This window comes from Alkalithermobacter paradoxus, from assembly GCA_002029295.1.
Taxonomy (GTDB): domain Bacteria; phylum Bacillota; class Clostridia; order Peptostreptococcales; family Peptostreptococcaceae; genus Alkalithermobacter; species Alkalithermobacter paradoxus.
Window position 1 is genome coordinate 93,183 of sequence record MZGW01000002.1, and the last position, 23,300, is coordinate 116,482.

Annotated in this window: 21 protein-coding genes; 15 read left to right on the forward strand and 6 right to left on the reverse strand. The window is 31.3% G+C overall.

The genetic code is table 11. The features are described 5' to 3' along the window. Positions 1–3 precede the first annotated feature (3 nt). A complete protein-coding gene (locus CLOTH_RS03430) occupies positions 4–1,569 on the reverse strand; it encodes a LysM peptidoglycan-binding domain-containing protein (RefSeq protein ID WP_079411250.1) in 1,566 nt (521 codons plus the stop codon). Between the two features lie 11 nt (positions 1,570–1,580). Then, on the reverse strand, positions 1,581–2,807 hold the full coding sequence (locus tag CLOTH_RS03435) for a stalk domain-containing protein (protein WP_079411252.1): 1,227 nt from the start codon (positions 2,805–2,807) through the stop codon (positions 1,581–1,583). Positions 2,808–2,916: 109 nt separating this feature from the next. On the opposite strand from CLOTH_RS03435, the gene CLOTH_RS03440 reads away from it, so the two are divergent. After that, a complete protein-coding gene (locus CLOTH_RS03440) occupies positions 2,917–3,825 on the forward strand; it encodes a ribonuclease Z (RefSeq protein WP_079411254.1) in 909 nt (302 codons plus the stop codon). 23 nt (positions 3,826–3,848) lie between these two features. Here the strand turns inward: CLOTH_RS03440 and CLOTH_RS03445 are convergent, their stop codons facing one another. Both CLOTH_RS03445 and CLOTH_RS03450 read right to left on the reverse strand, forming a co-directional pair. Next, entirely contained in the window at positions 3,849–4,763 is a 915-nt protein-coding gene (locus tag CLOTH_RS03445; protein ID WP_079411256.1) for a diacylglycerol/lipid kinase family protein, read from the reverse strand. 13 nt (positions 4,764–4,776) lie between these two features. Beyond that, on the reverse strand, positions 4,777–5,676 hold the full coding sequence (locus tag CLOTH_RS03450) for a DMT family transporter (protein WP_079411258.1): 900 nt from the start codon (positions 5,674–5,676) through the stop codon (positions 4,777–4,779). Positions 5,677–5,857: 181 nt separating this feature from the next. Here CLOTH_RS03450 and CLOTH_RS03455 point away from each other — a divergent pair, with 181 nt between their 5' ends. From CLOTH_RS03455 to CLOTH_RS03465, 3 genes are read left to right on the forward strand one after another with little or no spacing between them, the layout of a single operon-like run. Beyond that, positions 5,858–6,916 (forward strand): extracellular solute-binding protein, encoded by a 1,059-nt coding sequence (locus CLOTH_RS03455; RefSeq protein WP_079411260.1) that lies wholly within the window; start codon positions 5,858–5,860, stop codon positions 6,914–6,916. 1 nt (position 6,917) lies between these two features. Beyond that, a complete protein-coding gene (locus tag CLOTH_RS03460) occupies positions 6,918–8,528 on the forward strand; it encodes an ABC transporter permease (RefSeq protein ID WP_079411262.1) in 1,611 nt (536 codons plus the stop codon). A gap of 10 nt (positions 8,529–8,538) precedes the next feature. Next, positions 8,539–9,582, forward strand: coding sequence for an ABC transporter ATP-binding protein (locus tag CLOTH_RS03465; RefSeq protein WP_079411264.1), 1,044 nt, complete (start codon positions 8,539–8,541; stop codon positions 9,580–9,582). 14 nt (positions 9,583–9,596) lie between these two features. Here the strand turns inward: CLOTH_RS03465 and CLOTH_RS03470 are convergent, their stop codons facing one another. Together CLOTH_RS03470 and CLOTH_RS03475 are read right to left on the reverse strand one after the other, a co-directional pair. Continuing rightward, positions 9,597–10,979 (reverse strand): HAMP domain-containing sensor histidine kinase, encoded by a 1,383-nt coding sequence (locus CLOTH_RS03470; RefSeq protein WP_079411265.1) that lies wholly within the window; start codon positions 10,977–10,979, stop codon positions 9,597–9,599. Continuing rightward, the gene (locus tag CLOTH_RS03475) at positions 10,979–11,668 is read right to left on the reverse strand and encodes a response regulator transcription factor (protein ID WP_079411266.1); all 690 of its coding nucleotides are present in this window, start codon (positions 11,666–11,668) and stop codon (positions 10,979–10,981) included. Before CLOTH_RS03475 ends, CLOTH_RS03470 begins: the two co-directional genes overlap by 1 nt. Positions 11,669–11,803: 135 nt before the next feature. Here CLOTH_RS03475 and CLOTH_RS03480 point away from each other — a divergent pair, with 135 nt between their 5' ends. From CLOTH_RS03480 to CLOTH_RS03530, 11 genes are all read left to right on the forward strand, one after another. Further along, the gene (locus CLOTH_RS03480; RefSeq protein ID WP_079411268.1) at positions 11,804–12,142 is read left to right on the forward strand and encodes a DUF2680 domain-containing protein; all 339 of its coding nucleotides are present in this window, start codon (positions 11,804–11,806) and stop codon (positions 12,140–12,142) included. Between the two features lie 126 nt (positions 12,143–12,268). Continuing rightward, complete coding sequence (locus CLOTH_RS03485; RefSeq protein WP_079411270.1) at positions 12,269–13,216, forward strand: metal ABC transporter solute-binding protein, Zn/Mn family; 948 nt, start codon at positions 12,269–12,271, stop codon at positions 13,214–13,216. A 132-nt stretch (positions 13,217–13,348) separates the two neighbouring features. Beyond that, complete coding sequence (gene ligA, locus CLOTH_RS03490) at positions 13,349–15,364, forward strand: NAD-dependent DNA ligase LigA (protein ID WP_079411272.1); 2,016 nt, start codon at positions 13,349–13,351, stop codon at positions 15,362–15,364. A gap of 22 nt (positions 15,365–15,386) precedes the next feature. Further along, a complete protein-coding gene (locus CLOTH_RS03495; RefSeq protein ID WP_079411274.1) occupies positions 15,387–16,025 on the forward strand; it encodes a Crp/Fnr family transcriptional regulator in 639 nt (212 codons plus the stop codon). Positions 16,026–16,051: 26 nt separating this feature from the next. Beyond that, on the forward strand, positions 16,052–16,336 hold the full coding sequence (gatC, locus tag CLOTH_RS03500) for an Asp-tRNA(Asn)/Glu-tRNA(Gln) amidotransferase subunit GatC (protein WP_079411276.1): 285 nt from the start codon (positions 16,052–16,054) through the stop codon (positions 16,334–16,336). Between the two features lie 15 nt (positions 16,337–16,351). Next, positions 16,352–17,809 (forward strand): Asp-tRNA(Asn)/Glu-tRNA(Gln) amidotransferase subunit GatA, encoded by a 1,458-nt coding sequence (gene gatA / locus CLOTH_RS03505; protein WP_079411278.1) that lies wholly within the window; start codon positions 16,352–16,354, stop codon positions 17,807–17,809. Between the two features lie 16 nt (positions 17,810–17,825). Continuing rightward, a complete protein-coding gene (gene gatB / locus CLOTH_RS03510; RefSeq protein ID WP_079411280.1) occupies positions 17,826–19,256 on the forward strand; it encodes an Asp-tRNA(Asn)/Glu-tRNA(Gln) amidotransferase subunit GatB in 1,431 nt (476 codons plus the stop codon). 173 nt (positions 19,257–19,429) lie between these two features. Then, a complete protein-coding gene (locus CLOTH_RS03515; RefSeq protein ID WP_079411282.1) occupies positions 19,430–20,350 on the forward strand; it encodes an ABC transporter permease in 921 nt (306 codons plus the stop codon). 12 nt (positions 20,351–20,362) lie between these two features. Continuing rightward, the gene (locus tag CLOTH_RS03520) at positions 20,363–21,262 is read left to right on the forward strand and encodes an ABC transporter permease (protein WP_079411283.1); all 900 of its coding nucleotides are present in this window, start codon (positions 20,363–20,365) and stop codon (positions 21,260–21,262) included. 13 nt (positions 21,263–21,275) lie between these two features. Continuing rightward, on the forward strand, positions 21,276–22,307 hold the full coding sequence (locus tag CLOTH_RS03525; RefSeq protein WP_079411285.1) for an ABC transporter ATP-binding protein: 1,032 nt from the start codon (positions 21,276–21,278) through the stop codon (positions 22,305–22,307). Continuing rightward, entirely contained in the window at positions 22,300–23,286 is a 987-nt protein-coding gene (locus tag CLOTH_RS03530; protein WP_079411287.1) for an ABC transporter ATP-binding protein, read from the forward strand. The genes CLOTH_RS03525 and CLOTH_RS03530 overlap by 8 nt, the downstream gene beginning before the upstream one ends. Positions 23,287–23,300: the final 14 nt, after the last annotated feature.

The window sequence follows — 23,300 nt, forward strand, 5'->3', positions numbered from 1 at the left end:
TTATCATTTTCCTGCTGCTTTATTTACCATATCCATATGTTGATTTATATAAACTTGTGATGTAGTAGTATTATGAGGCTTGCTATTTAGTAGATATATATCAAAGTGACCTGTAACACCGTTGTCAGTTATAGTATTATGAGCATGAGGCATTCCAGATAAAGAAGCTGCTATATTCATACCATCTTTAAATATAACAACAGCCCTTGGCTCCCATCTCCAGGTAGGAAAAAGTTCCTGCATAACCTGAGTATCAGCTCTTGTGATAGGTTCTATATCTATATGATTATATCCCCCAATCATTCTAGCTTTAAATTGCTTTCCTGTATCAACATCAGTAATAAGAAGTGTATCTCCTCTTTTTATTAGATATTGCCCATCTCTAAACCAGTCTACTAATTTACCAACTCTTTTAGGACTGGTATCTTCGAAAGGAGAGATAGCAAAATCTCTAGGAGCAAAATCAGAAATATATATAGTTTGACCTGCATCTAACCATTCACCAGGATTCATATAATTAAATCTTAGAATGTCCTGAGAAGATACATTAAACTTACTACTAATGCTTGATATACTATCTCCTGGCTGAACTACATATGTAGTTACGGAATTGTTTTTAGGAGTATTCGTAGGTATTATTAAAGTTTGACCAATATTTATAATATCACTTCTTAAATTGTTAGCAGATTTTATAGCATCTACTGTAACGTTATGAGCTTGAGAAATTCTCCAAAGAGTATCCCCAGATTTTACTGTATAAGTTAAATTACTTGATTCTAAATTATTAGTTGAAGTTGGAATAATTAGATTTTGACCAACCATAAGAACATCACTTTTTAGGTTGTTAGCACTTTTTATTGAATCTATCGAAACCTTGTACGTTTGAGATAATCTCCAAAGAGTATCTCCAGGTACTACTACATGATTAAAATTATTTGATGTTGTTATAGTTATAGTTCTAGTTTGTGCATTCCATATAGCTTTAAAGTCTAAATGTTCACCTAAGAAGGTAACAGGAGCCATTATTGTTCCATTTATAATGCTAGAACCCGGCATAGATATTTGAGTTCCATTTTTTCTAGCAACCGATGATCCAATTATAAATGCAATCTGAGTATCTCCCTTATTTATTCCAACGGTATTTGAAGTGCTATTAAACCAAACACTAGCTCCTATTGACTGGGCTAAAGATCTTAAAGGAACGTATACTATATTATTTACTACAACTGGACTTTGAGTGTAAGTTTGAGGCTTTCCATCTATTGTAACACTTATATTTTCATTCAAAGATTGAGAACTTGTTTGACCATGAGAAGGTATTACACCTTGACCTAAAGATACAGAAGTTATAAGAATACCACCAACCATTACCTTAGCAGCAGTTACCTTAAGATTATTAAAGTTTTTACTTACATATTTCTTTACGCTTTCTTCTAGACTTTTTCTTTCATTTTCATCACTTAGAAATTCCTTACCAAACTCCCCTAATGTCATGGATGGATCTAGATTTAAGACGAGAGTATAATCCTCTCCATTTTTCTCTAGTTTGTAGCTTTGAAACATATGCATATAAATCCTCCTTATAGATAAAAGTCGTGATTTGCAATTCTCATGTAGAATTGCCTATTATTAACTATCCAAAAAGATGTAGCTCTAGCTGGGTTTAGGAAAAATAGTGCATTATCTATGTTGTTGTTTCCTCTCAATGCATCTAAAGCTGCTCTAATACTTTCAGAGTTTGGGTTATTATATATAGTACCATTTCCTATAGGCTGGAACTGAATTCCACCTGCAGTATCAAATATGACTGACTTAATATTATTAGGAAACCCATCACTTCTAACTCTATTTAATATAACATTTGCAACTGCTAACTTTCCTTCATACGGTTCGCTCTCTGACTCTGCATGCACAATTCTAGATAGCCAGTAAAGATCATTTACTGTATATCCAGGGGGGATATCATATGAATAATATTCAGAAGGTATATTTTCGTTATTAGAAGTATTATTAGATTGATTAGAATTAGGAATTAGCAAGGTTTGGCCTATAATCAAAACATCACTATTTAAGTTATTTAGAGACCTTATAGAATCAATAGATGTATTATATCTTTGTGATAATCTCCAAAGGGTATCTCCAGATTGTACTGTATGATATTGTGAATTAGTTTGAGCTTTAGTAGTAATACTAATTGTAGAAGTAGCATTATTCCAACTTACATTAAAGTCAAGATGTTCACTTATAAATCTTAAAGGAACCATAGTAGTACCATTATGTATAAAAGATCTAGGCATATCTGTAAGTACTCCATTTATTCTAGCAGACCTAGAACCTACTACGAATGCAATTGATATGTTATCTTTATTTATGCCAACAGTTTGAGATTGACTGTTCCACCAAACACTTCCTCCTAGAGACTCTACAAGTTGCCTTATTGGAACATATGTTATGCCATCAGCTATCATTGGGGCTTGAGAAAAAGTATATGGTTTATTGTTTATTACTATATTTATTCTGGTTGAAGAAGTTACATTATGTGCATAAACTTCTCCATTATTTTGAGATGCTCCAACTGATGTTATAAGCATGCAACCTAGCATTATCTTTATAGCATTTATTTTAAGATTAGGATATTTGGAATTTGCATATTCCTTTGCACTTTTGTCTAGATTATTTCTCTTATCACTCTTAGCGTATCCAAATTCGTTTGCAAATTCGACTAATGTCAAGCTAGGATTAAGATAAAGTATAAGTGTATTTTCTCCATTATTAGATTCTATCTTATCATTTAAAAATAGCTGCATAACAAACACCCCTTAAGATTTTATTATGAATGTAGTTTTAACTAAAAAATGAATTATAATACTATATGTACGGCTTTATACTAAACAAAAAAAGAAAAGAGGTTTATTTATGGTTGATGTTTGTTTACTAGGATGTGGAGGAATGCTTCCACTTCATGATAGATATCTAACTTCCTTAATAATATCTTACAAAGGAAGAAAGCTACTTATAGATTGTGGAGAAGGCACTCAAATGACTCTTAGAGCTTCTAAATCTGGTTTTAAAACTATAGATACTATATGTATAACTCATTATCACGCAGATCATATATCAGGCATTGTCGGGGTGTTGCTTGGCATTGCAAATTCAGGTAGAAAAGAGCCTTTGACAATTATAGGACCGGTTGGACTTGAAAGTGTAATAAGTGGACTCATAGTTATAGCACCAGAGCTTCCATTTGATATAAATTTAGTAGAACTTCCAGAAAATAAAAGCGTAATTACGGTAGGGGGTTATATAGTACATTCTATACAATTAGATCACAGCATTAATTGCGTAGGATATAAAATAGAAATAAAAAGGGATAGAAAGTTTGATAAATATAAAGCTGAATGTTTGGGCGTACCTAAAGAAATATGGAATAAATTAAGAAAAGAAGAAAATGTAAATTATAAGGGGAAATTGTATACATCTGATATGGTATTAGGAGAAGAAAGAAAAGGAATAAATATATCGTATATAACAGACACAAGACCGTTTGATGATTTAATAGAGTTTATAGAAGAATCTGACCTATTTATATGTGAAGGAATGTATGGAAATGATGAAGATTTCGAAAAGGCAGTGGACAAAAAACATATGACATTTAGGGAAAGTGCATATCTAGCCAAATCTGCAAATGTAAAAGAACTTTGGCTTACTCACTATAGCCCAGCATTAACAGACCCAGAAAATTACATCAAAAATGCAAATGAAGTATTTCAAAACTCTGTTTTAGGAGAGGACAGGCTAAGAAAGACTCTATACTTTGATAGATAATAGAGGATATCCTCTATTATCTATCAATCTATTTTGCAATGCTTTGGAACAAGAAATTTCATAGCTTTTGGCATCATCTGAAATGTAACAGGTAAAAGCCCACCATCTTCTCCGTCTATATCTATATGTATATCAGAACAATCAATAGGGTTTACAGAAAGTTTATCAGTTTGAAAATAAACTACATTTTCATCATTTATATGTTCTCCTCTTATAATCTTTAAAAATATCGAAGCTGCGTCTATGATATCGGATTTTTTTATTATACATACATCAAACATCCCATCATTAATCTTAGCGTGAGGAGCAAAACTTCTAAATCCACCAGTAGATGAAGTATTAAGAACTGCAAATAAATAAGTATCGCATAATAAGGTCTTGTCATAATACTTAAATTCTAAAGGTATAGAGTTAAATATTTGTTTTTGAAGCTCTTTTACAGCTTCAGCATAGTATGCGAATTTTCCAAAAGTAGTTTTAGCATCTACAGAAGCTTTGAATGGAACGTCAGTCAAAAACCCTGCAGCTGCGACATTAGCAAAGTAATTATCATTAACCTTACCTATATCAACATCAACAATCTTACCATTTTTAATCATAGAACAAAGCCCTTCTACATCTGTAGGAATAGATAAGAAGTTTCCAAAATCATTTACAGTTCCAGCAGGAATTAGAGCTACAGGAGTATTTATACCAGATTTCATAACTCCGTTTACAACCTCATTTAATGTTCCATCTCCACCAACTGCAACTATTAAGTCGTAATCACCATCATTTATATTCAATAATTCATTCGTAGCATCAAATTTTTTGCTAGTATTGAAAGTGTCAATATATTTAAAAACCCCATCAAGAACCAATTTCCCTACTACTGCATGTAGAGATTTTTGGATAGTAGTTCGCCCAGATGAAGGATTATTAATAATTTTTACTCTCATATTAATACCTCCATTATTTTTCTAGTATTTCTTCATTAATATCTTCTTTTTTCTTAAATAGTGACTTTAAATCAACTTCTGAAATTATCATACCAACAAATATAAGTATACTACCTATTATTCCCTGTGTAGATAAAATTTCTCCTAGTAATATATAGGCAAAGATTGCAGAAAAAACAGGTTCCCCACTATATATTAAAGCTGTATGGGTAGCAGATGTGAACTTTTGCATAGTAGTTTGAACAATATAAGCTCCAGATGTTGCAAAAACGCTAGTTACTAATATAGCAGTCCAAGCCTTTGAATTACTTGGAATTACAGGAGTTTCTAACATAAAAGTAAATAATATACTAAATAGTGCAACAGTACCTATTTGTATAATAGCAAATGCAATAGAATCAACTTCATTTGTATACTTTCCAACAAGAATTATTTGAAAAGCATATCCAAAGGCACAAAGTAAAGTGTAAAAATCTCCTATATTTGGTTTTAGGTTTGAATCAAGGCTTAAAAGGGCAAGACCTACTATAGCACAGGTAACACCAATAATACTTTCTTTTTCTGGGAGTTTCTTAAGCAAAAGTGCAGATGCTATAGGTACTATAACAACAGCAAAACCTGTTATAAATCCAGATTTAGATGCACTAGTGTATAAAAGACCTATAGTTTGAGTTGCATAAGCAGAAAATAAAAGTATTCCAACTAAGAATCCATACTTTAAAGTATTTTTGTTTATATTCTTCATATTTTTCCAGAATACAATAGATGAAACTACAAATGCTATAACAAATCTTATAGCTAGAAAATTATAAGTTTCAAGACTCTCAAGAGCATTTTTTGTAAGAACAAATGTAGACCCCCATATTATGGTAACAAGTAGTAATGCTAAATCTGCTTTAAGTTGTTTTTTCATTTATACCCCTCCTTTTATCTAAGAATATTATATCATTTTAAGGTATAAAATAAGACATATTTTGGAATTAAAAAAAATTATCATTTTAGTAAAAAAACACTTGAAAATAATTATCAGTTTCTGTATAATAAAAAATGTGGTTGAAAATGATAAACGATATCAATTAAAGGAGGAATTACATATGAAGCACACAAAAAAAGTATTTTCAATTATTATGGTATTATTATTAACTTCAATTTCTTTATTAACAGGCTGTACAAATGAAACACAAAATACAGGTGAAGTAAATAATGAAGATAGCAAAAAGCTTGTTATATATTCAGGAAGAAAAGAGCAGTTCGTTCTTCCGTTAATAGAGAAATTCGAAAAAGAAACAGGAATAAAAGTAGAGCTTTTATCAGGAAAATCATCTCAATATGCACAAAAAATAATAGAAGAAAGAAATAATCCGCAAGGAGATTTATTAATAGCTAACGACGCAGGAGTTATGGAATACTTAAGACTTCAAGGAGTTTTAGCTTCTAATAATTCAGAATCACTTAAGCAAATACCTGCAAACTTCAAAGCTGAAGATGGATCTTGGGTAGGAGTTTCAGCTCGTTCAAGAGTACTTATGTACAATAAAGATTTAATAAGCGAAGAAGAAATGCCAAAATCTATACTTGATTTAGCGGATCCTAAATATAAAGGGCAATTTGCAATAACAAAAGCATCGAGTGAAGCTATGGTATCTCACATAGCAGCAATAAGATCTATATATGGAGATGAAAAAACAACTGAATTCATAAAAGGAATGTTAGCTAACGAGCCATTAATATTAGAAGGACATACAGATATAAGAAAAGCTGTAGGAGCAGGAGAAGTTAAGTTTGGTCTTGTTAACAACTATTACTTCCACTTACAGTTAGAAGAAGAAAAAGACAATAATGTTGGAGCTATTTATCCAGATCAAGGTGAAAATGAAATGGGAACATTTGTTAACGTAGCAGGAGTTGCTTTAATAAAAGGAGCTCAGAATGAATCAAACGCTAAGAAATTTATAGATTTCTTACTACAAGAAGCTCAACAAGAAATGTTTGCATTTGATAGTAAAGAAACTCCAGTACTTCCAAATGTTAAGACTTTAGATTATGCTAAAAAAATAGATGAATACAAAGTTATGGATAAGCCATTAAGTAATTTAGGTTCAGTGTGGGAGGATACACTAAACTTAATGGAAAAAGCAGGATATACTGAATAAAATGAACTTTGAAAATGTCAAGAAGGTCCGATTAAATAGTCGGACCTTAAGGCACGTTTGGAATAAAATATGGTTTGATAATCCTCCATCAAATCTTATTTTGTTTTTTTCAACTATAATAGCATTATTTATGTTTATACCAGCATTATATGTTGTATTTAAGGCACTTGAAGCTGATGAAAGTAGATGGTCGTTGATTCTAGGAAGTAGAGTTATGCCACTTCTTATAAGTACATTTAAATTATCTTCAGTTGTAACATTAATAACAATAGTAGTAGGGGTAAGTTTAGCTTGGCTTATAAACAGAACAGATCTACCATTTAGGAATTTTTTTAGAATAACATCAGCACTTCCTCTTGCTATTCCTCCTTATGTTGGAGCATTGACATATATAATAGTATTTGGTCCAAGAGGAGTTATACGAGATATATTAGGAAGAGCACCTTTTGATATATATAGCTTTTGGGGAGTAGCAATGGTTATGAGTTTATTTACATTCCCTTATGTATATCTTATTGTTTCTTCATCTATTCAAAGGCTTAATCTTAATTATGAAGAAGCAGCTTTATCGTGTGGTGTTTCATATAAAGATGTGTTTTTTAAGATTATACTACCTCTTTTAAGACCTGCTATAGGATCTGGAGCACTTTTAGTAGCTTTATATATATTCTCTGACTTTGGTGCTATAGCTATGATGAGGTATAGTACATTTGCAAGTGCTATATATCACCAGATGACAGGAAGATTTGATATGGTAGGATCATCTGTATTAAGTTTATTTCTTATGATGATAACGCTTATATTAATAGCTCTTGAAGGTAAACTAAAGAGAAAAAACTACACTCAAAGTTCTAAATCTGCAAGAAGAGCTAAGATAGTACCTTTAGGAAAGTACAAATATGTAGCGTTGATATTTGTACTTGTTGTGTTTACATTATCAATAGTTATACCTTTTTCAGTTTTGATTATATGGTCAATAAGAGGAATAATGAATGGAGCTATAAATGATAGATTTATAGGATTTTTACAAAATAGTATATACTCAGCATCAGTTGCAACAATTATTTGTATGATAGTAACTATTCCTTTAGTATATTTAAAAGCAAGATATAATTCTTTAATAGGACAGATCATAAACAAGATGATCTACTCTGGATATGTTCTTCCTGGAGTTATAACATCTTTAGGTATAGTAGTATTTTTCATAAGATATTTTCCAAGACTTTATTCAACACCTTTCATAGTTATAGCAGCATATATAATAAGGTTTTTACCTCAGTGTATGAAGTCTGGAGAAGCAGCCATAGAATTAGTTCCAAAGAATCTAGATGAAGCTGCAAAGAGTTTAGGAAAAGGTGAAACTTATATTCTTTCAAGAGTAATATTTCCTCTTATAAAGCCAGGGATTTTATCTGGTGGGGCATTAGTTTTTGTAAACTCTTTAAAAGAACTTACTACAACTTTGATTTTGAGACCTGCAGGATTTGATACTCTAGCAGTTAGGATATGGATGGAAGCTAGTGAAGGATTTTACCATCTTGCAGCTCCTCCAGCATTATTGATAGTTTTAGTGTCTATATATCCTCTTATAATACTATTGAGAAAAGATTAGGGGGCAGAAAATGTCTAGCATAAAATTAAGAAATATATCAAAAAAATACAAAGATGAGAAAAAATTTGCAGTATCTAATATGGATGCACAAATAGAAAATGGAGAAATAATAACTTTACTAGGACCTAGTGGATGCGGAAAAACAACTACCCTAAGAATGATAGCTGGATTTGAAAAACCACAAAGTGGAAGTATATACTTTGGAGATGAAGCAATAGTAGATGAAGATTTATTTATACCACCTCAAAATAGAGGTGTTGGAATGGTATTTCAGGACTATGCTTTATTTCCACATCTTACAGTTGAAGAAAATATAGGATTTGGGATAAAAAAGGACAAAGACTATAAAGATAAAATAAATAAAGTTTTGTATCTAGTCAAACTTAATGGTTTTGAAAAGAAGTACCCATCAGAACTTTCAGGAGGACAACAGCAAAGGGTTGCTTTAGCAAGAGCCTTAGTTAGAAGCCCAAAAGTAATATTATTTGATGAGCCTTTTTCTAATTTAGACACAGATCTTAGAACTAATATGAGAAATGAAATAGTTTCTATTATAAGAAAAACAAAGTCTACAGCTATATTCGTAACACATGATCAAAAGGAAGCTATGGCTATATCTGATAGAGTCATAGTTATGAATAATGGATTTGTAGAACAAATAGGTACTCCTAAAGAAATATTTGAGAAACCAAAGAATAAATTTGTAGCTGAGTTTATAGGTTTTAGCAATATATTCAAAGGAGAAGTAAATGATAATGTAGTATCATCAGATTTTGGGGATATAAGTATAGAAAATGAAGAAAATTTCTCTAAAGATGTACAGTTTTCTATTAAGCCAAGTGGTATAAGTATACATGATGAAGGGAACTTAAGTGGAATAGTAAAGTCAACATCATATTTTGGAGATTATTTAGAGGTATTTATAAGTTATATAACTAAAGATAAAGAAGTATTAGATTTAGTATGCTATGAAGATCCTTCGAAAGATTTAAAAGTAGGGGATAGTATTAGGTTTAGTATAGATAAAAACAAAATAGTAATATGGAAAGAATAAGGCGAGAAATCGCCTTATTCTTTTGGAAATTTAAGTATGAATTTAGTTCCAAATCCAAGCTTACTTTCTGCACTAATACTTCCTTTATGTGCCTCAACTAATGATTTTGTTATAGTAAGCCCAATGCCAGAACCTCCAGTATGCTTGCTTCTTGATATATCGCCTCTATAAAGATAATCGAATATGTAAGGTAAATCTTTAGGGTTTATACCAATTCCGAAATCTTGCACTATTATTTTAATATCTTTATCTACAATAGATTCTATATTTATGGATGAATTTTCGTGAGAGTATTTATATGCGTTAGAAAGTATATTATACATAATCTGCTTAAACTTATCCTTATCCATGAAAACATCAAAGTCATCATTTTTACTGTAATTTACAGTTATATTTTTCTTATCAAACTGCAAAGTTAAAGTATTTATTATTTTCTCAATCTCGCTCCTCAGTGAAAATTTTTCTTTGTTTAGAATATAACTGGATTTTTCAAGCTTTATTATATTTGTCAGATTACTAACTAAATTAGACAATCTATTCACTTCATCAAGGCAGCTTTCAAGATTTTCCTCATTTACATCCCAAACCCCATCCATAAAAGCTTCTAAAGATCCTTTTATATTAGTAAGTGGTGTTTTTATTTCGTGGGACATATCAGATATAAGTCTTTTTCTAAGATCGTCTTGAGATTTTAAAGTACTTCCTAGTGTACTTATAGAAGAAGAAAGTTCAGTTATCTCATCGATATCAGTATCTACTTTAGTATCAATAGATAAGTTTCCGCTCGTTATCTGCTTAGAAATTGAAGTTATCTTTTTTATAGGTATTGAAATTTGCTTTGAAAGAGCGATACTTATAAAAAAGCTTATCACTACAGAAATAAATGAAGAAATTATTATTGATTTGTATAGGGAATTCTTAAATATTATAGCTCCTGATGATATATTAGAAGGTCCAAAGTATCCTATAATGACTTTACCACTCTTTTGATTATTAACTACTAAATCGTATGATTCTTCTTTATAATTTCCTAGCATATACTGTAGCCTTCTTCTCATCATCATATGATGACCCATTTTATTTCTATTTATCATATGTTTATTTCCAGAAGTATAAAGTATATTATTTTTTAAATCTCTAATTTCTATGTAGTATCTTTCTAGTATTGCATATTGAGTAAGACCTTCACTGTCTAAATCTTTAAAAGACATATCTTGATTAAATGAAGATTGAATAATAGACTCTATTCTTTTGACTTTCTTTTGATGCTCACCTTCTAAATAAGTATCGAATTCTTTATCTATAATGTGATTAGATATAAAGCCTGTTGTAATTAACGATATCAAAATTATAACTATAGAATTGATTATAAGTTTTTTACTTATGGTGAGTTTCATTATTTTCCTCCAAATTTATACCCAACTCCGTATACTGTTTGTATATAACTTGGAGATTTAGGGTTGTCTTCAATTTTTTGCCTTATATTCTTTATGTGAGTATCTATAGTTCTATAAAATCCATCATAGTCAAACCCAAAAGCTTTCTCAATTAAAACTTCTCTTGAGAAAACCTGCTCTGGATTAGATGCAAGAGTTATAAGAACCTTATATTCATTAGGAGTTAGAAAAATTAATGAACCATTTTTTCTAACTTCTTGTTTTCTTGTATCTATTTCAAGCTCATTATTGAATGAAATCACATCTGCTAAAATAGAATTTTTATTTTCTATTCTTCTAAGTAAAGCCTTTACTCTACTTACCAGTTCTCTAGGACTAAATGGCTTAGTTACATAATCATCAGCTCCAAGTGCAAAACCTTCTAGTTTTGACTCCTCATCGGATTTTGCTGTTAGCATAATTATAGGAACTAATGAAGATACTCTTATTTTTTTGCATACATCCTCTCCAGAAATTTGAGGAAGCATCAAATCGAGTATAACTATATCAGGTGAAACTCTATTAAAAGTTTCAATTCCACTTAACCCATCTTTAGATATATATACATCAAAATTCTCTTTTTCTAGATAAGATTTTATAATATTTGTTATTTTATCTTCATCTTCTATAACCAGTACTTTCTTATTCATATATTCACCCCTTAAATATATTAATTCATAAATATGAAGATATTGTGAAGAAAAAATTTTTTCATCTTCATAAGTTCTCCATAATTTCTGATTATAATAAACTCAAGTAAAAAAATAAAGAAAGGGGAAATCAAAATGAAAAAAATGATTACTTTTGTCTTAGCATCACTTATAGTTTTATCTATTTCAGTAGTATCATTCGCTGATGCTAAAACAGAAACACCAGAATGGTTCAAAGACATGATAAACTGGAAAAGAGAAAGAATTACTGAGGCAGTAAGAGAAGGCAAGATAACTGAAGAAAGAGCAAAAGAAATGAATGAAAGATTAGACGAAAGAATAAAATACCATGAAGAAAATGGATTTAATTTCCCAGAAGACTGTGGAAAAGGAAAAAGAGGATTTAGAAAAATGAATAGAGGATTTGGAAGAGGGTGCGAGAATAACGTTATAGAAAGTGCACCGTCTATGTAATTATTTTTAAAAGGCTTTGGAAAATTTCCAAAGTCTTTCTTTTTTTGATTACTATCTTCATGATTGGTATATAATAGAAAATGTAGATGTAAATCATTTGCAATATGATAGGGAAGGAGAAGTAATATGAAAAAAATACTATCTATTTTTGCTATTATCTCAATTTTGTTAACAGGATGCTCAGGCGGTGAAGTTGAGAAAATTGAAGAAGTTAATGAACAAAGAATTAAAGTGTATGCAAGTTTTTATCCAATGTATGATTTTGCAAGCAAAATAGGAAATGAAAAAATAGATATTGAAGTTATAGTTCCACCAGGTGCAGAACCACATGATTTTGAACCTAGCCTAAAAGCAATATCTTCTATTCAAGATGCAGATTTATTAGTTTTAAATGGATTAGAAATGGAGCCTTGGGCAGATAAGATAATACAAGACTTAGAAAATAAAGGAGTTACAGTTATAAAAATTGGAGAAAGTGCAGACCCTTTAAGACTAGAGCAGCTTAAAGGAGGTCATAAAGGATGTAATCATAGCCATCATGATCATGGAGATTATGATCCTCATATATGGTTAGATCCTATAAGAGTTATTACAATGGCTGAAGAAATAAAAAATGCTTTGTGTAGAATAGATGAAGATAATAAGGAATACTATGAAGCAAACTTTGAAAAATTTAAAAGTGAGCTTATTAAGTTAGATGAAGAATATAAAGATAAATTAAGCAATACAAAAAGAAAAGAAATAATAGTATCTCATGAAGCATTTAACTATCTAGGAGATAGATACGGAATAAATATAATAGGTATCTCAGGAATATCATCACACGCAGACCCAAGTCTAAAAGTACTTTCAGAACTTACCAAATTAATGAAAGAAAAAGAAATAAGAACTGTTTTCTTTGAACAATTAGCAAGTTCAAAGTTATCAGAAACTCTAGCTAAAGAGGTAGGGGGCAAAACTGAAGTTCTTTATACTATAGAAGGAATTACAATGGAAGATATGAAAGAAGGAAAAGATTATATATACAAGATGAGAGAGAATTTAAATAAAATAGAAAGTGCATTAAATGAGTAAAATCCATTCTAAAGAATGGATTTTTATTCTATATTAAAGTACAATTATGTATTATAAATTATTGATACTAAAAATTGGGTTATAATCAGTTATGTAAGCACTTGAAAATAGGTTTTGAAAGGTAGGACTGTTATGGACATAAAAAGAAGAATAGATGAGCTTGTGGAAACTATAAATTATCATAATCATAAATATTACGTAGAAGATAATCCACAAATTAGCGACAGTGAATACGATGATCTTATGAGAGAACTAATAAGTCTTGAAGAAGAATATCCAGAATATAAAACTGAGAACTCACCAACTCAAAGAGTAGGAGGAGTAGCACTAGATAAATTTGATCAGGTTGTACATACTATTCCTATGTTGAGTTTATCTAATTCTTACTCAGAAGGTGATCTTATTGACTTTGACAAAAGAGTGAAGTCTGTAGTTGGAAGCGATGTAGAGTATGTAGCAGAACTTAAAATAGATGGACTTTCAGTTGCATTATCATATCAAAATGGAATACTAAAAACTGGTGCAACAAGAGGAGATGGACAAGTAGGAGAAGATGTTACGGCAAATCTAAAAACTATAAAATCAATACCTATAAAGCTAAAAGAAAATGTAAACCTACAGGTAAGAGGAGAAGTATTTATATCTAAGGATAAATTTGAAAAACTAAACAAATACCAAGAAGAGAATAATCTTCAAAGATTTGCAAATCCGAGAAATGCAGCTGCTGGATCGCTTAGACAGTTAGATTCTAAAATTACTGCAAAAAGGCCACTTGATATATTTATATTTAATATACAAACTATTGAAAATAAGGAGTTTAAAACACATAGTGAAAGTCTAGATTATCTTAAAAGTCTAGGGTTTAAGATAAGTCCTGATTATAGAGTGTGTAAAGATATAAAAGAGCTTATGGAGTATATAAATTATTATCAAGAAAATAGAAACAAGCTAGAATTTGAAATAGATGGAATAGTTATAAAGGTTAATAATCTAAGCTACAGAGAAGAATTAGGAAATACAGCTAAAAGTCCTAGATGGGCAACGGCTTACAAGTTTCCAGCAGAGAAAAAGAAAACTAAAGTAATAGATATAATAGTTCAGGTAGGAAGAACAGGAAATCTAACTCCAACTGCTATTCTTGAGCCTGTAAGTGTTGCAGGTTCAGTTATTAGTAGAGCTACTCTTCATAATGAAGATTATATAAAAGACAAGGATATAAAGATAGGAGATACTGTTATAATCCAAAAAGCAGGAGATGTAATTCCAGAAGTTGTTGAAGTTGTTTTAGAAGAAAGAAGTGGAGATGAGATAGAGTTTACTATGCCAGATATTTGTCCTGACTGTAAAAGTAAGGTTCATAGAGAAAAAGGAGAGGCAGCAGTTAAATGTGTTAACACTCTTTGTCCTGCACAGATAAGAAGAGGAATTATACATTTTGTATCTAGAAACGCTATGAATATAGAGGGACTTGGGGAATCCATAGTAACATTACTTCTTAATAATAATCTTATAAAAGATGTTGCAGATCTTTATTACATAAAAAAAGAAGACTTAGTTAAGCTTGAAAGAATGGGAGAAAAGTCTGCCCAAAACCTTATAAATTCAATAGAAAAATCTAAACAAAATGATTTATCGAGATTGATATTTGGACTTGGTATAAACTATATAGGAGAAAAAGGAGCTAAAATTCTTTCAAACAATTTCAAAGATATAGATACAATTATAAATGCTAAATTTGAAGATATTATAAAATTAGATGAGTTTGGGGAAAAAATGGCTCAAAGCGTTGTTGACTTTTTTTCAAATAGTACAAATCTTAATATAATAGATAAATTGAGAAATGCAAATGTTAATCTAAAATCTTTAAAAGAAGATACTGAAGATGCGAAAATATTTGAAGGAATGAAAATAGTTCTAACTGGAACACTAGAGAAATTCAAAAGAAACGACGCTAAGGAAATTATAGAAAGATTTGGTGGAAAGGTAAGTTCAAGTGTGAGTAAAAACACTTCATTTGTGCTTGCAGGAAGTGAAGCAGGATCAAAACTTGAAAAGGCAAATGAATTGGGTATAAAAGTTATAGATGAAAACAAATTCGAAGAACTCATAAAAATGGATTCAAAAGAAGAAGTTATAAAGAGCATATAAAGATAATCTGGGGGAGAATATTATGATAGATTTTCTGAAACCGAGCGAAAAAGAATTTCTAGATAAAAATATGATAGTTAAAGAATATAAAAAGGGGGAGCAAATATACTCCCCTTTGCAAAAGTGTAAATACTTATCATTTGTACTAAGTGGAAGTGTAAGACTTGCAAAATACTCAGGAGATGGTAGAGTTCAAATAGTTGCTATACTAAAGAAAGGAGCGTTCTTTGGAGAGGCCCTAGTATTTCAGGAGCTTCACTATCCTGTATATGTTATTGCTGATAAGGATTGTAAGATAGGAAATATTACTAAAGACACACTTATTAAAATATCTAGTATGAATGAAAAGTTTATGGAAGTGTTTTTAAGTGAAATTACAACAAAAATATTCATACTAAATAATCAAATAGAAATATTATCCCTGAAAACTGTAAAAGATAAGTTGATAAAGTTTTTATACAATCAATATGAACTTCAAAAAAGTAGTGAATTTAAGCTTCCTTATACAAAGCAAAAAATAGCTAATATGATAGGAACTTCAAGAGAAGTAGTATCAAGGAATTTTAGGGAATTAGAAGACGAAGGTGCATTTATTTACAAAGGAGATAAATTGGCTCTTGACCTAGATTATTTCAACGAAAAGATGTATAATTTCTATTAGGTTTTTAGATTGAAAGGAGTGATAAAATGATAGATAAAGAGAGCATAAAGCACGTTTCAAAACTTGCAAGACTTGAATTTAAAGAAGATGAAATGGATAAAGTGGTAAAAAAATTAGATGATGTACTAAGTTATGTAAAAATGCTTGATGAAGTAAATGTAGAAAACGTGGGCATTACATATAACCCAATTAATCTTAAAAATGTACTTAGAGAAGATGTTGTAAAAGAATCCTTAGATAGAGAAAAAGTACTTCAAAATGCTCCAGATAAAGAAATGGGATGTTTTAGAGTACCTAAAGTACTAGATTAGAAAGGAGTGAATAATTTGGATTTACATAAAATGACTTTAAAAGAAATCAGTGAAAAATTAAGAAATAAAGAAATAACTGCACTTGAGCTTACTAAAAAAACTCTAGATAAAGTTAAGGCACTTGAGTCAAAAGTAGAGTCATTTCTTAGTATAACTGAAGAAATAGCTATAGAAAAAGCAAAAGAAGTAGATGAAAAGATAGAAAAAGGGGAGGAAATATCACCCCTTGCAGGAATTCCTATGGGAATAAAAGATAATATATGCACAGAAGGGATAAATACAACTTGTGCATCTAAAATACTACAAAACTTTGTTCCACCGTACAATGCAACAGTTATAGATAGACTCTACGAAAGTGGAGCTGTACCTATTGGTAAGACAAATATGGACGAGTTTGCTATGGGATCTTCTACAGAAACATCAGCATTTAAAAAGACTAAAAATCCTTGGGATTTAAATAAAGTTCCAGGAGGATCATCAGGTGGATCTGCAGCTGCAGTTGCATCTGGTCAGGTGTTTTATGCACTAGGCTCAGACACAGGTGGATCTGTTAGACAGCCAGCAGCTTTAACTGGTATAGTAGGTCTAAAGCCAACGTATGGAAGAATATCTAGATATGGGCTTATAGCATTTGGTTCATCTTTAGATCAAATAGGAATATTTACTAGAAATGTTTACGATTGTGCTTTAGTTCTTAAAGAAATAGCAGGAAAAGATGAAATTGATGGAACAAGTTCACCTGAAGAAGTTCCGGATTATACTAAGTTTCTAGATGGAAATGTTAATGGACTTAAGATAGGAGTTCCTAAAGAGTATTTTGAACAAGGAATAGATGAAGATGTAAAAAAAGCTGTTCTTGATGGAATACAAAAGCTAAAAGAGCTTGGAGCACAGGTTAAAGAGATATCTCTTCCTCACACTAAGTACGCAGTTGCAACTTACTACGTTATAGCTCCTAGTGAAGCTAGCTCAAATTTAGCAAGATTTGATGGTATAAGATATGGATATAGAGCAGAAAAATTTGATTCATTAGATGAGTTATACATAAAAACTAGAAGTGAAGGATTTGGAGAAGAAGTTAAGAGAAGAATAGTTATAGGAACTTATGCACTTAGTGCAGGATACTACGATGCATACTACAAAAAAGCTCTTCAAGTTAGAACTCTTATTAAGCAAGATTTCGAGAAAGCATTTGAAGATGTAGATGTTATTATAGCTCCAACTGTTCCAAATGTAGCGTTCAATATCGGAGAAAAGAACGAAGATCCTCTATCTATGTATATGGAAGATGTTTGTACTATTCCTGCTAATATGGCTGGAGTACCTGCAATATCTATACCATGTGGACTTAAAAATGGACTTCCTATAGGAATGCAGATAATAGGAAAGCACTTTGATGAAGGAACTGTTCTGAAAGTAGCACACGCTTATGAAAATTCAGTAGACTTTAAGAACAGAATACCTAATTTATAAAATGGAGGTGAAAAAAATGAACTACAAAACTGTTATAGGACTTGAAATACACGCAGAACTTTTAACTAATACAAAAATATTTTGCGGATGTAAAAATGAATTCGGAGGAGATGTAAATACTCATTGCTGCCCTGTTTGCTTAGGTCTTCCAGGATCTTTACCAGTTTTAAATAAAAAAGTATTAGAGTACGGGATAAGTGCAGGACTTGCATTTAACTGTGATATAGCAAGACACACTAAAATGGACAGAAAAAACTATTTCTATCCTGATCTTACTAAGGCATATCAAATATCACAATACGATATTCCGCTTTGTGAAAATGGATTTGTAGAAATAGAAAAAGAAGATAAAACTACAAAGAAAATAAGAATAAGAAGAATACATATAGAAGAAGATACAGGTAAATCTTTACACGATACTACAGGAGATACACTTTTAGACTACAATAGAAGTGGAGTTCCTCTTATAGAGATAGTTACAGAGCCTGATATGAATTCCCCTGAAGAAGCATATAAATTCCTAGAAAAACTAAAAGAGATACTTTTATTTACAGAGGTTTCTGATGTTAAGATGGAACAAGGCTCTTTAAGATGCGACGTTAATATAGACTTAATAAGAGAAGATGGGCTTAAGTCAAACATAGTCGAACTTAAAAACTTAAATTCATTCAAAGCGGCAGTTAAGGCTATGGAATACGAAGTTAAAAGACATATAGAGCTTCTTGAAAGTGGACAAAATACAGTAAGAGAAACTAGAAGATGGGATGATAGTGAAAACAAAACAATATCTATGAGAAGTAAAGAAAGCGTTCAGGATTATAGATACTTCCCAGAACCAGATGTTGTTGATATACATGTAAGCGAAGAACTTATACAAAAAATAAAATCTAATCTTCCAGAACTTCCAGACCAAAAAAGAGAAAGATTTATTAAAGAATATTCTCTACCAGAGTACGACTCTAGGATACTAACTGCAAGTAAGGAGATATCTAGTTACTTTGAAGAAGTTGTAAAATCTTTCAATGAACCTAAGATGGTAAGTAACTGGATAATGACAGAGCTTTTAAGAAGGGTAAATGATGAATGTATACAGCTTTCAGACTTAAAATTCGATAAAGAAGACTTTATAGAGCTTCTAAAGTCTATATCTGAAGGAAAAATAAACAATAATGCAGGTAAAAAGGTATTTAGAATTATGTTTGAAACTGGCAAAAAGCCGCAGGACATAATAAAAGAAGAAGGATTAGTTCAGGTTCAAGACGAAGGAACTATAAGGGAAATAATACAGAATGTATTAAATAACAATCCTCAGTCAATAGAAGATTATAAAAATGGAAAGCAAAGAGCATTTGGATTCTTAGTAGGACAGATAATGAAAGAAAGTAAGGGAAAAGCTAACCCTCAAATAGTAAACAATATACTAAAAGAAATTATAGATAATATGTAAAGGATGAGAGAAATCTCGTCCTTTATTTTTTTTTGTAGCACTATATGTATAATTTTGTAATAAAATTCCTTAATATAGAAAAATTATTTAGTCATTAAGTAAGCTAACTGTTTATATAATACATATTAAAAATATAATATGTTAAAAGATTATAAAGCAAAGGAGGTCAATGTGTGGGAAAGTATATTATTAGCAGATTTTTATCTATGTTTATCACTATCTTCCTTGTTATCACAATTACATTCGTATTGATGCACGCAATACCAGGAGGACCTTTTACAGGTGAAAAGAAATTGCCACCTGCAACAGAGCAAGCATTGAGAGAAAAATATAAGTTAGATGACCCGTTAATTAAGCAGTATACAGATTATCTAATAAATGTATCTAAAGGAGATCTAGGCCCATCATTTAAACTAAAAGGGCAAGATGTAAACGACATAATATCAAGATCTTTTCCTGCGTCTGCTCAGTTAGGAGGGGTAGCTGTACTTGTAATACTAGCTATTGGAATTCCAATAGGGGTTATAGCAGCATTAAAGCAGGGAACATGGATAGATAGCGGTGTAATGTTACTTGCGGTACTTGGGGTTACAATACCGAGCTTTGTTGTAGCAACAGTTATGATTTACATATTCTCAGTTAGATTAAATATACTTCCATCAGCAAGATGGGGAACACTTCAGCATATGATTATGCCAACTATAGCTCTTTCAGCTTATTCTCTAGCATTCATAGCAAGGCTTACTAGATCTACTATGTTAGAAGTTATATCGCAGGATTACATAAGAACTGCAAGAGCAAAAGGATTAAGTGAGGGAGTAGTAATATTTAAGCACGCACTAAAGAATGCACTTATTCCAATAATAACTTACGTAGGGCCTTTAGTTGCAGCACTACTTACAGGATCATTTGTTATAGAAAAGATATTTGCAATTCCTGGGCTTGGTAGGTTCTTTGTTGAAAGTATAAGCAATAGAGATTATACAGTTATAATGGGAGTTACAATATTCTACGCAGTATTTTTAGTAGTAATGATGTTTATTGTAGACATACTATATGGATTAGTAGACCCTAGAATAAAGCTAGATGAGTAAGGGGGAAAAGGAATGGATTGGGAATTAATAAGCCAAGATGAAAAAGATTGTGAAAAGATCGTAAGACCGTCTATGACATATTGGCAGGATGTTTGGAGAAGATTAAAATCCAATAAAGTTGCAATGGGAGGTCTTATATTTTTAGTATTCTTAGTTTTACTTGCCATATTTGGACCTATGTTATCTAGATATTCATATTACGATCAAAATTTAGCACTTGCAAATCACGGACCTAGCTCAAGTAATTGGTTTGGAACAGATAAACATGGAAGAGATCTTTATGTAAGAATACTTTATGGAGCTAGGATATCTTTAACAGTGGGTATAGTAGCATCAATAATAAATTTGGTTGTCGGAGTATTATATGGTGGTATATCAGGGTATGCTGGAGGTAAGGTAGACAATATTATGATGAGAATAGTAGATATATTATCTACCATACCACTTACTTTGTATGTAATACTTTTGATGGTTGTAATAGGGTCAGGACTTAAAAGCATACTAATAGCTATAGGATCAGTTTACTGGCTTTCGATGGCTCGTATAGTTAGAGGTCAAATATTGTCACTAAAAGAGCAAGAATATGTACTTGCAGCAAAAACACTTGGAGCAAGTAGTCTTAGGATAATTTTAAGACATCTTATTCCAAATGCTATGGGCCCTATAATAGTAACTATGACAATGTCTATTCCTTCTGCAATATTTACTGAAGCATTTTTATCATTTATAGGACTTGGAGTTTCTGCACCTCAGGCATCGTGGGGGGTTTTAGCTAATGATGCACTAGGAAGTATAAGAACATATCCGTATCAGTTATTCTTTCCAGCACTTGCTATATCTGTAACTATGCTTGCATTTAACTTTTTAGGTGATGGATTAAGAGATGCATTAGATCCACGTATGCGTAAATAAAGGGGGAATTTAAGTGGGAGATAAATTACTTGATATAAAGAATTTAAAAACCTCTTTCTTTACTCATGTAGGGGAGGTAAAGGCTATAAGAGGAGTTGACTTTTATTTAAATAAAGGTGAAGCACTTGGAATAGTAGGGGAGTCAGGAAGTGGAAAATCTGTAACATCTATGTCTATAATGAGACTACTTCAGCATCCAGGTAAGATAGTAGATGGTGAGATATTATTTAACAATGAGAATCTTATACCAAAAACCGATAAAGAGATGCAGGCTATAAGAGGAAATAGAATAAGTATGATTTTCCAAGATCCTATGACATCTTTAAATCCTGTTTATACAGTCGGAGATCAGATTGTTGAAGCTATAGTAAAGCATCAGAAATTATCAAAGGCTGAAGCAAAGAAAAAAGCTATAGATATGCTAAGACTTGTTGGAATACCAAGTCCAGAAAAGCGTATTAATCAGTATCCACATGAATTTTCAGGTGGAATGAGGCAAAGAGCTATGATTGCAATGGCTTTATCTTGTGAACCAGAGCTTTTGATAGCTGATGAACCTACAACAGCACTTGATGTTACTATACAGGCACAAATTTTAGAGTTAATGAAAGATTTAAAAAGCAAACTTAATACATCTATAATACTGATAACTCACGATCTAGGTGTTGTTGCAGACGTATGTTCAAGGGTAATTGTTATGTATGGAGGACTTATAATGGAGGAAGGAACTGTTGAGGAAATATTCTATACTCCAAGACATCCGTACACTTTAGGACTTTTAAAGTCTATACCAAAACTATGTGACAAAGAAAGCAAACAAAGGTTAGTTCCTATTGTTGGATCACCTCCAGATTTGCTAAAGCCACCAAAAGGGTGTCCATTTGCACCAAGATGTGATTATGCAATGAGAATATGTGTAAATGAAAAGCCACAATACACAAATGTAAGTCCAACACAAAGGTCTATGTGTTGGTTGCTTCATAAAGATGCTCCAAGAGTTGAAGTTATAAATGGAGATTTAAAGGGGGCAGAGCAAAATGAATAATAGAGAAGATATAATACTTGAAGTTAAAAACTTGAAAAAATACTTCCCTGTTAGAAAAGGATTTTTAGGAAAGTCTACTCAGTATGTAAAAGCTGTTGATGATGTAAGTTTTTATATAAAAAGAGGAGAAACATTAGGTCTTGTTGGGGAGTCAGGTTGTGGAAAGTCAACTACTGGTAGAACCATAATTAGACTATATGACCCAACAGATGGAGAAATAATATTTAATGGAAATGAAATAGGTAAACTAAATCAGAAAGAACTCAGAGGATTTAGAAAAAAGATACAAATGATATTTCAAGACCCATATGCATCTTTAAATTCTCGTATGACCGTAGGAGATATAATAGGGGAATCATTTGATATACATAAAATTGCAAGTGGGAATGAAAGACTAGAAAGGATACACGAACTACTTGCTAGAGTAGGGCTTCAGCCAGACCATGCTACTAGATACCCACATGAATTTTCGGGTGGTCAAAGACAAAGGATAGGAATAGCTAGAGCACTTGCTGTACAGCCAGAATTTATAATAGCAGATGAACCTATATCTGCACTTGATGTTTCTATTCAAGCACAGGTTGTAAATATGCTTGAGGATTTGCAAAGAGATCTTAATCTTACATATTTATTTATAGCTCATGATCTTTCTATGGTAAAGCATATATCTAGTAGAATAGGGGTTATGTACTTAGGAAAATTAGTTGAGATTACTGAAAGTGATGAACTTTATAAAAATCCAGTTCATCCATATACTAAAGCACTTTTATCAGCTATACCAATTCCAGATCCTAATATTACAAAAGCTAACAAGAGGATAATACTACAAGGAGATGTTCCAAGTCCACTAAATCCCCCTTCGGGATGTAGATTTAGAACAAGATGTAAGTATGCAATGCCTATTTGTAGTGAAGTTGATCCTGTTTTAAGGGAAATAAGTAATAATCACAGCGTGGCTTGTCACCTTGTAGGTAAGTAGTTAATTTAGGGGTA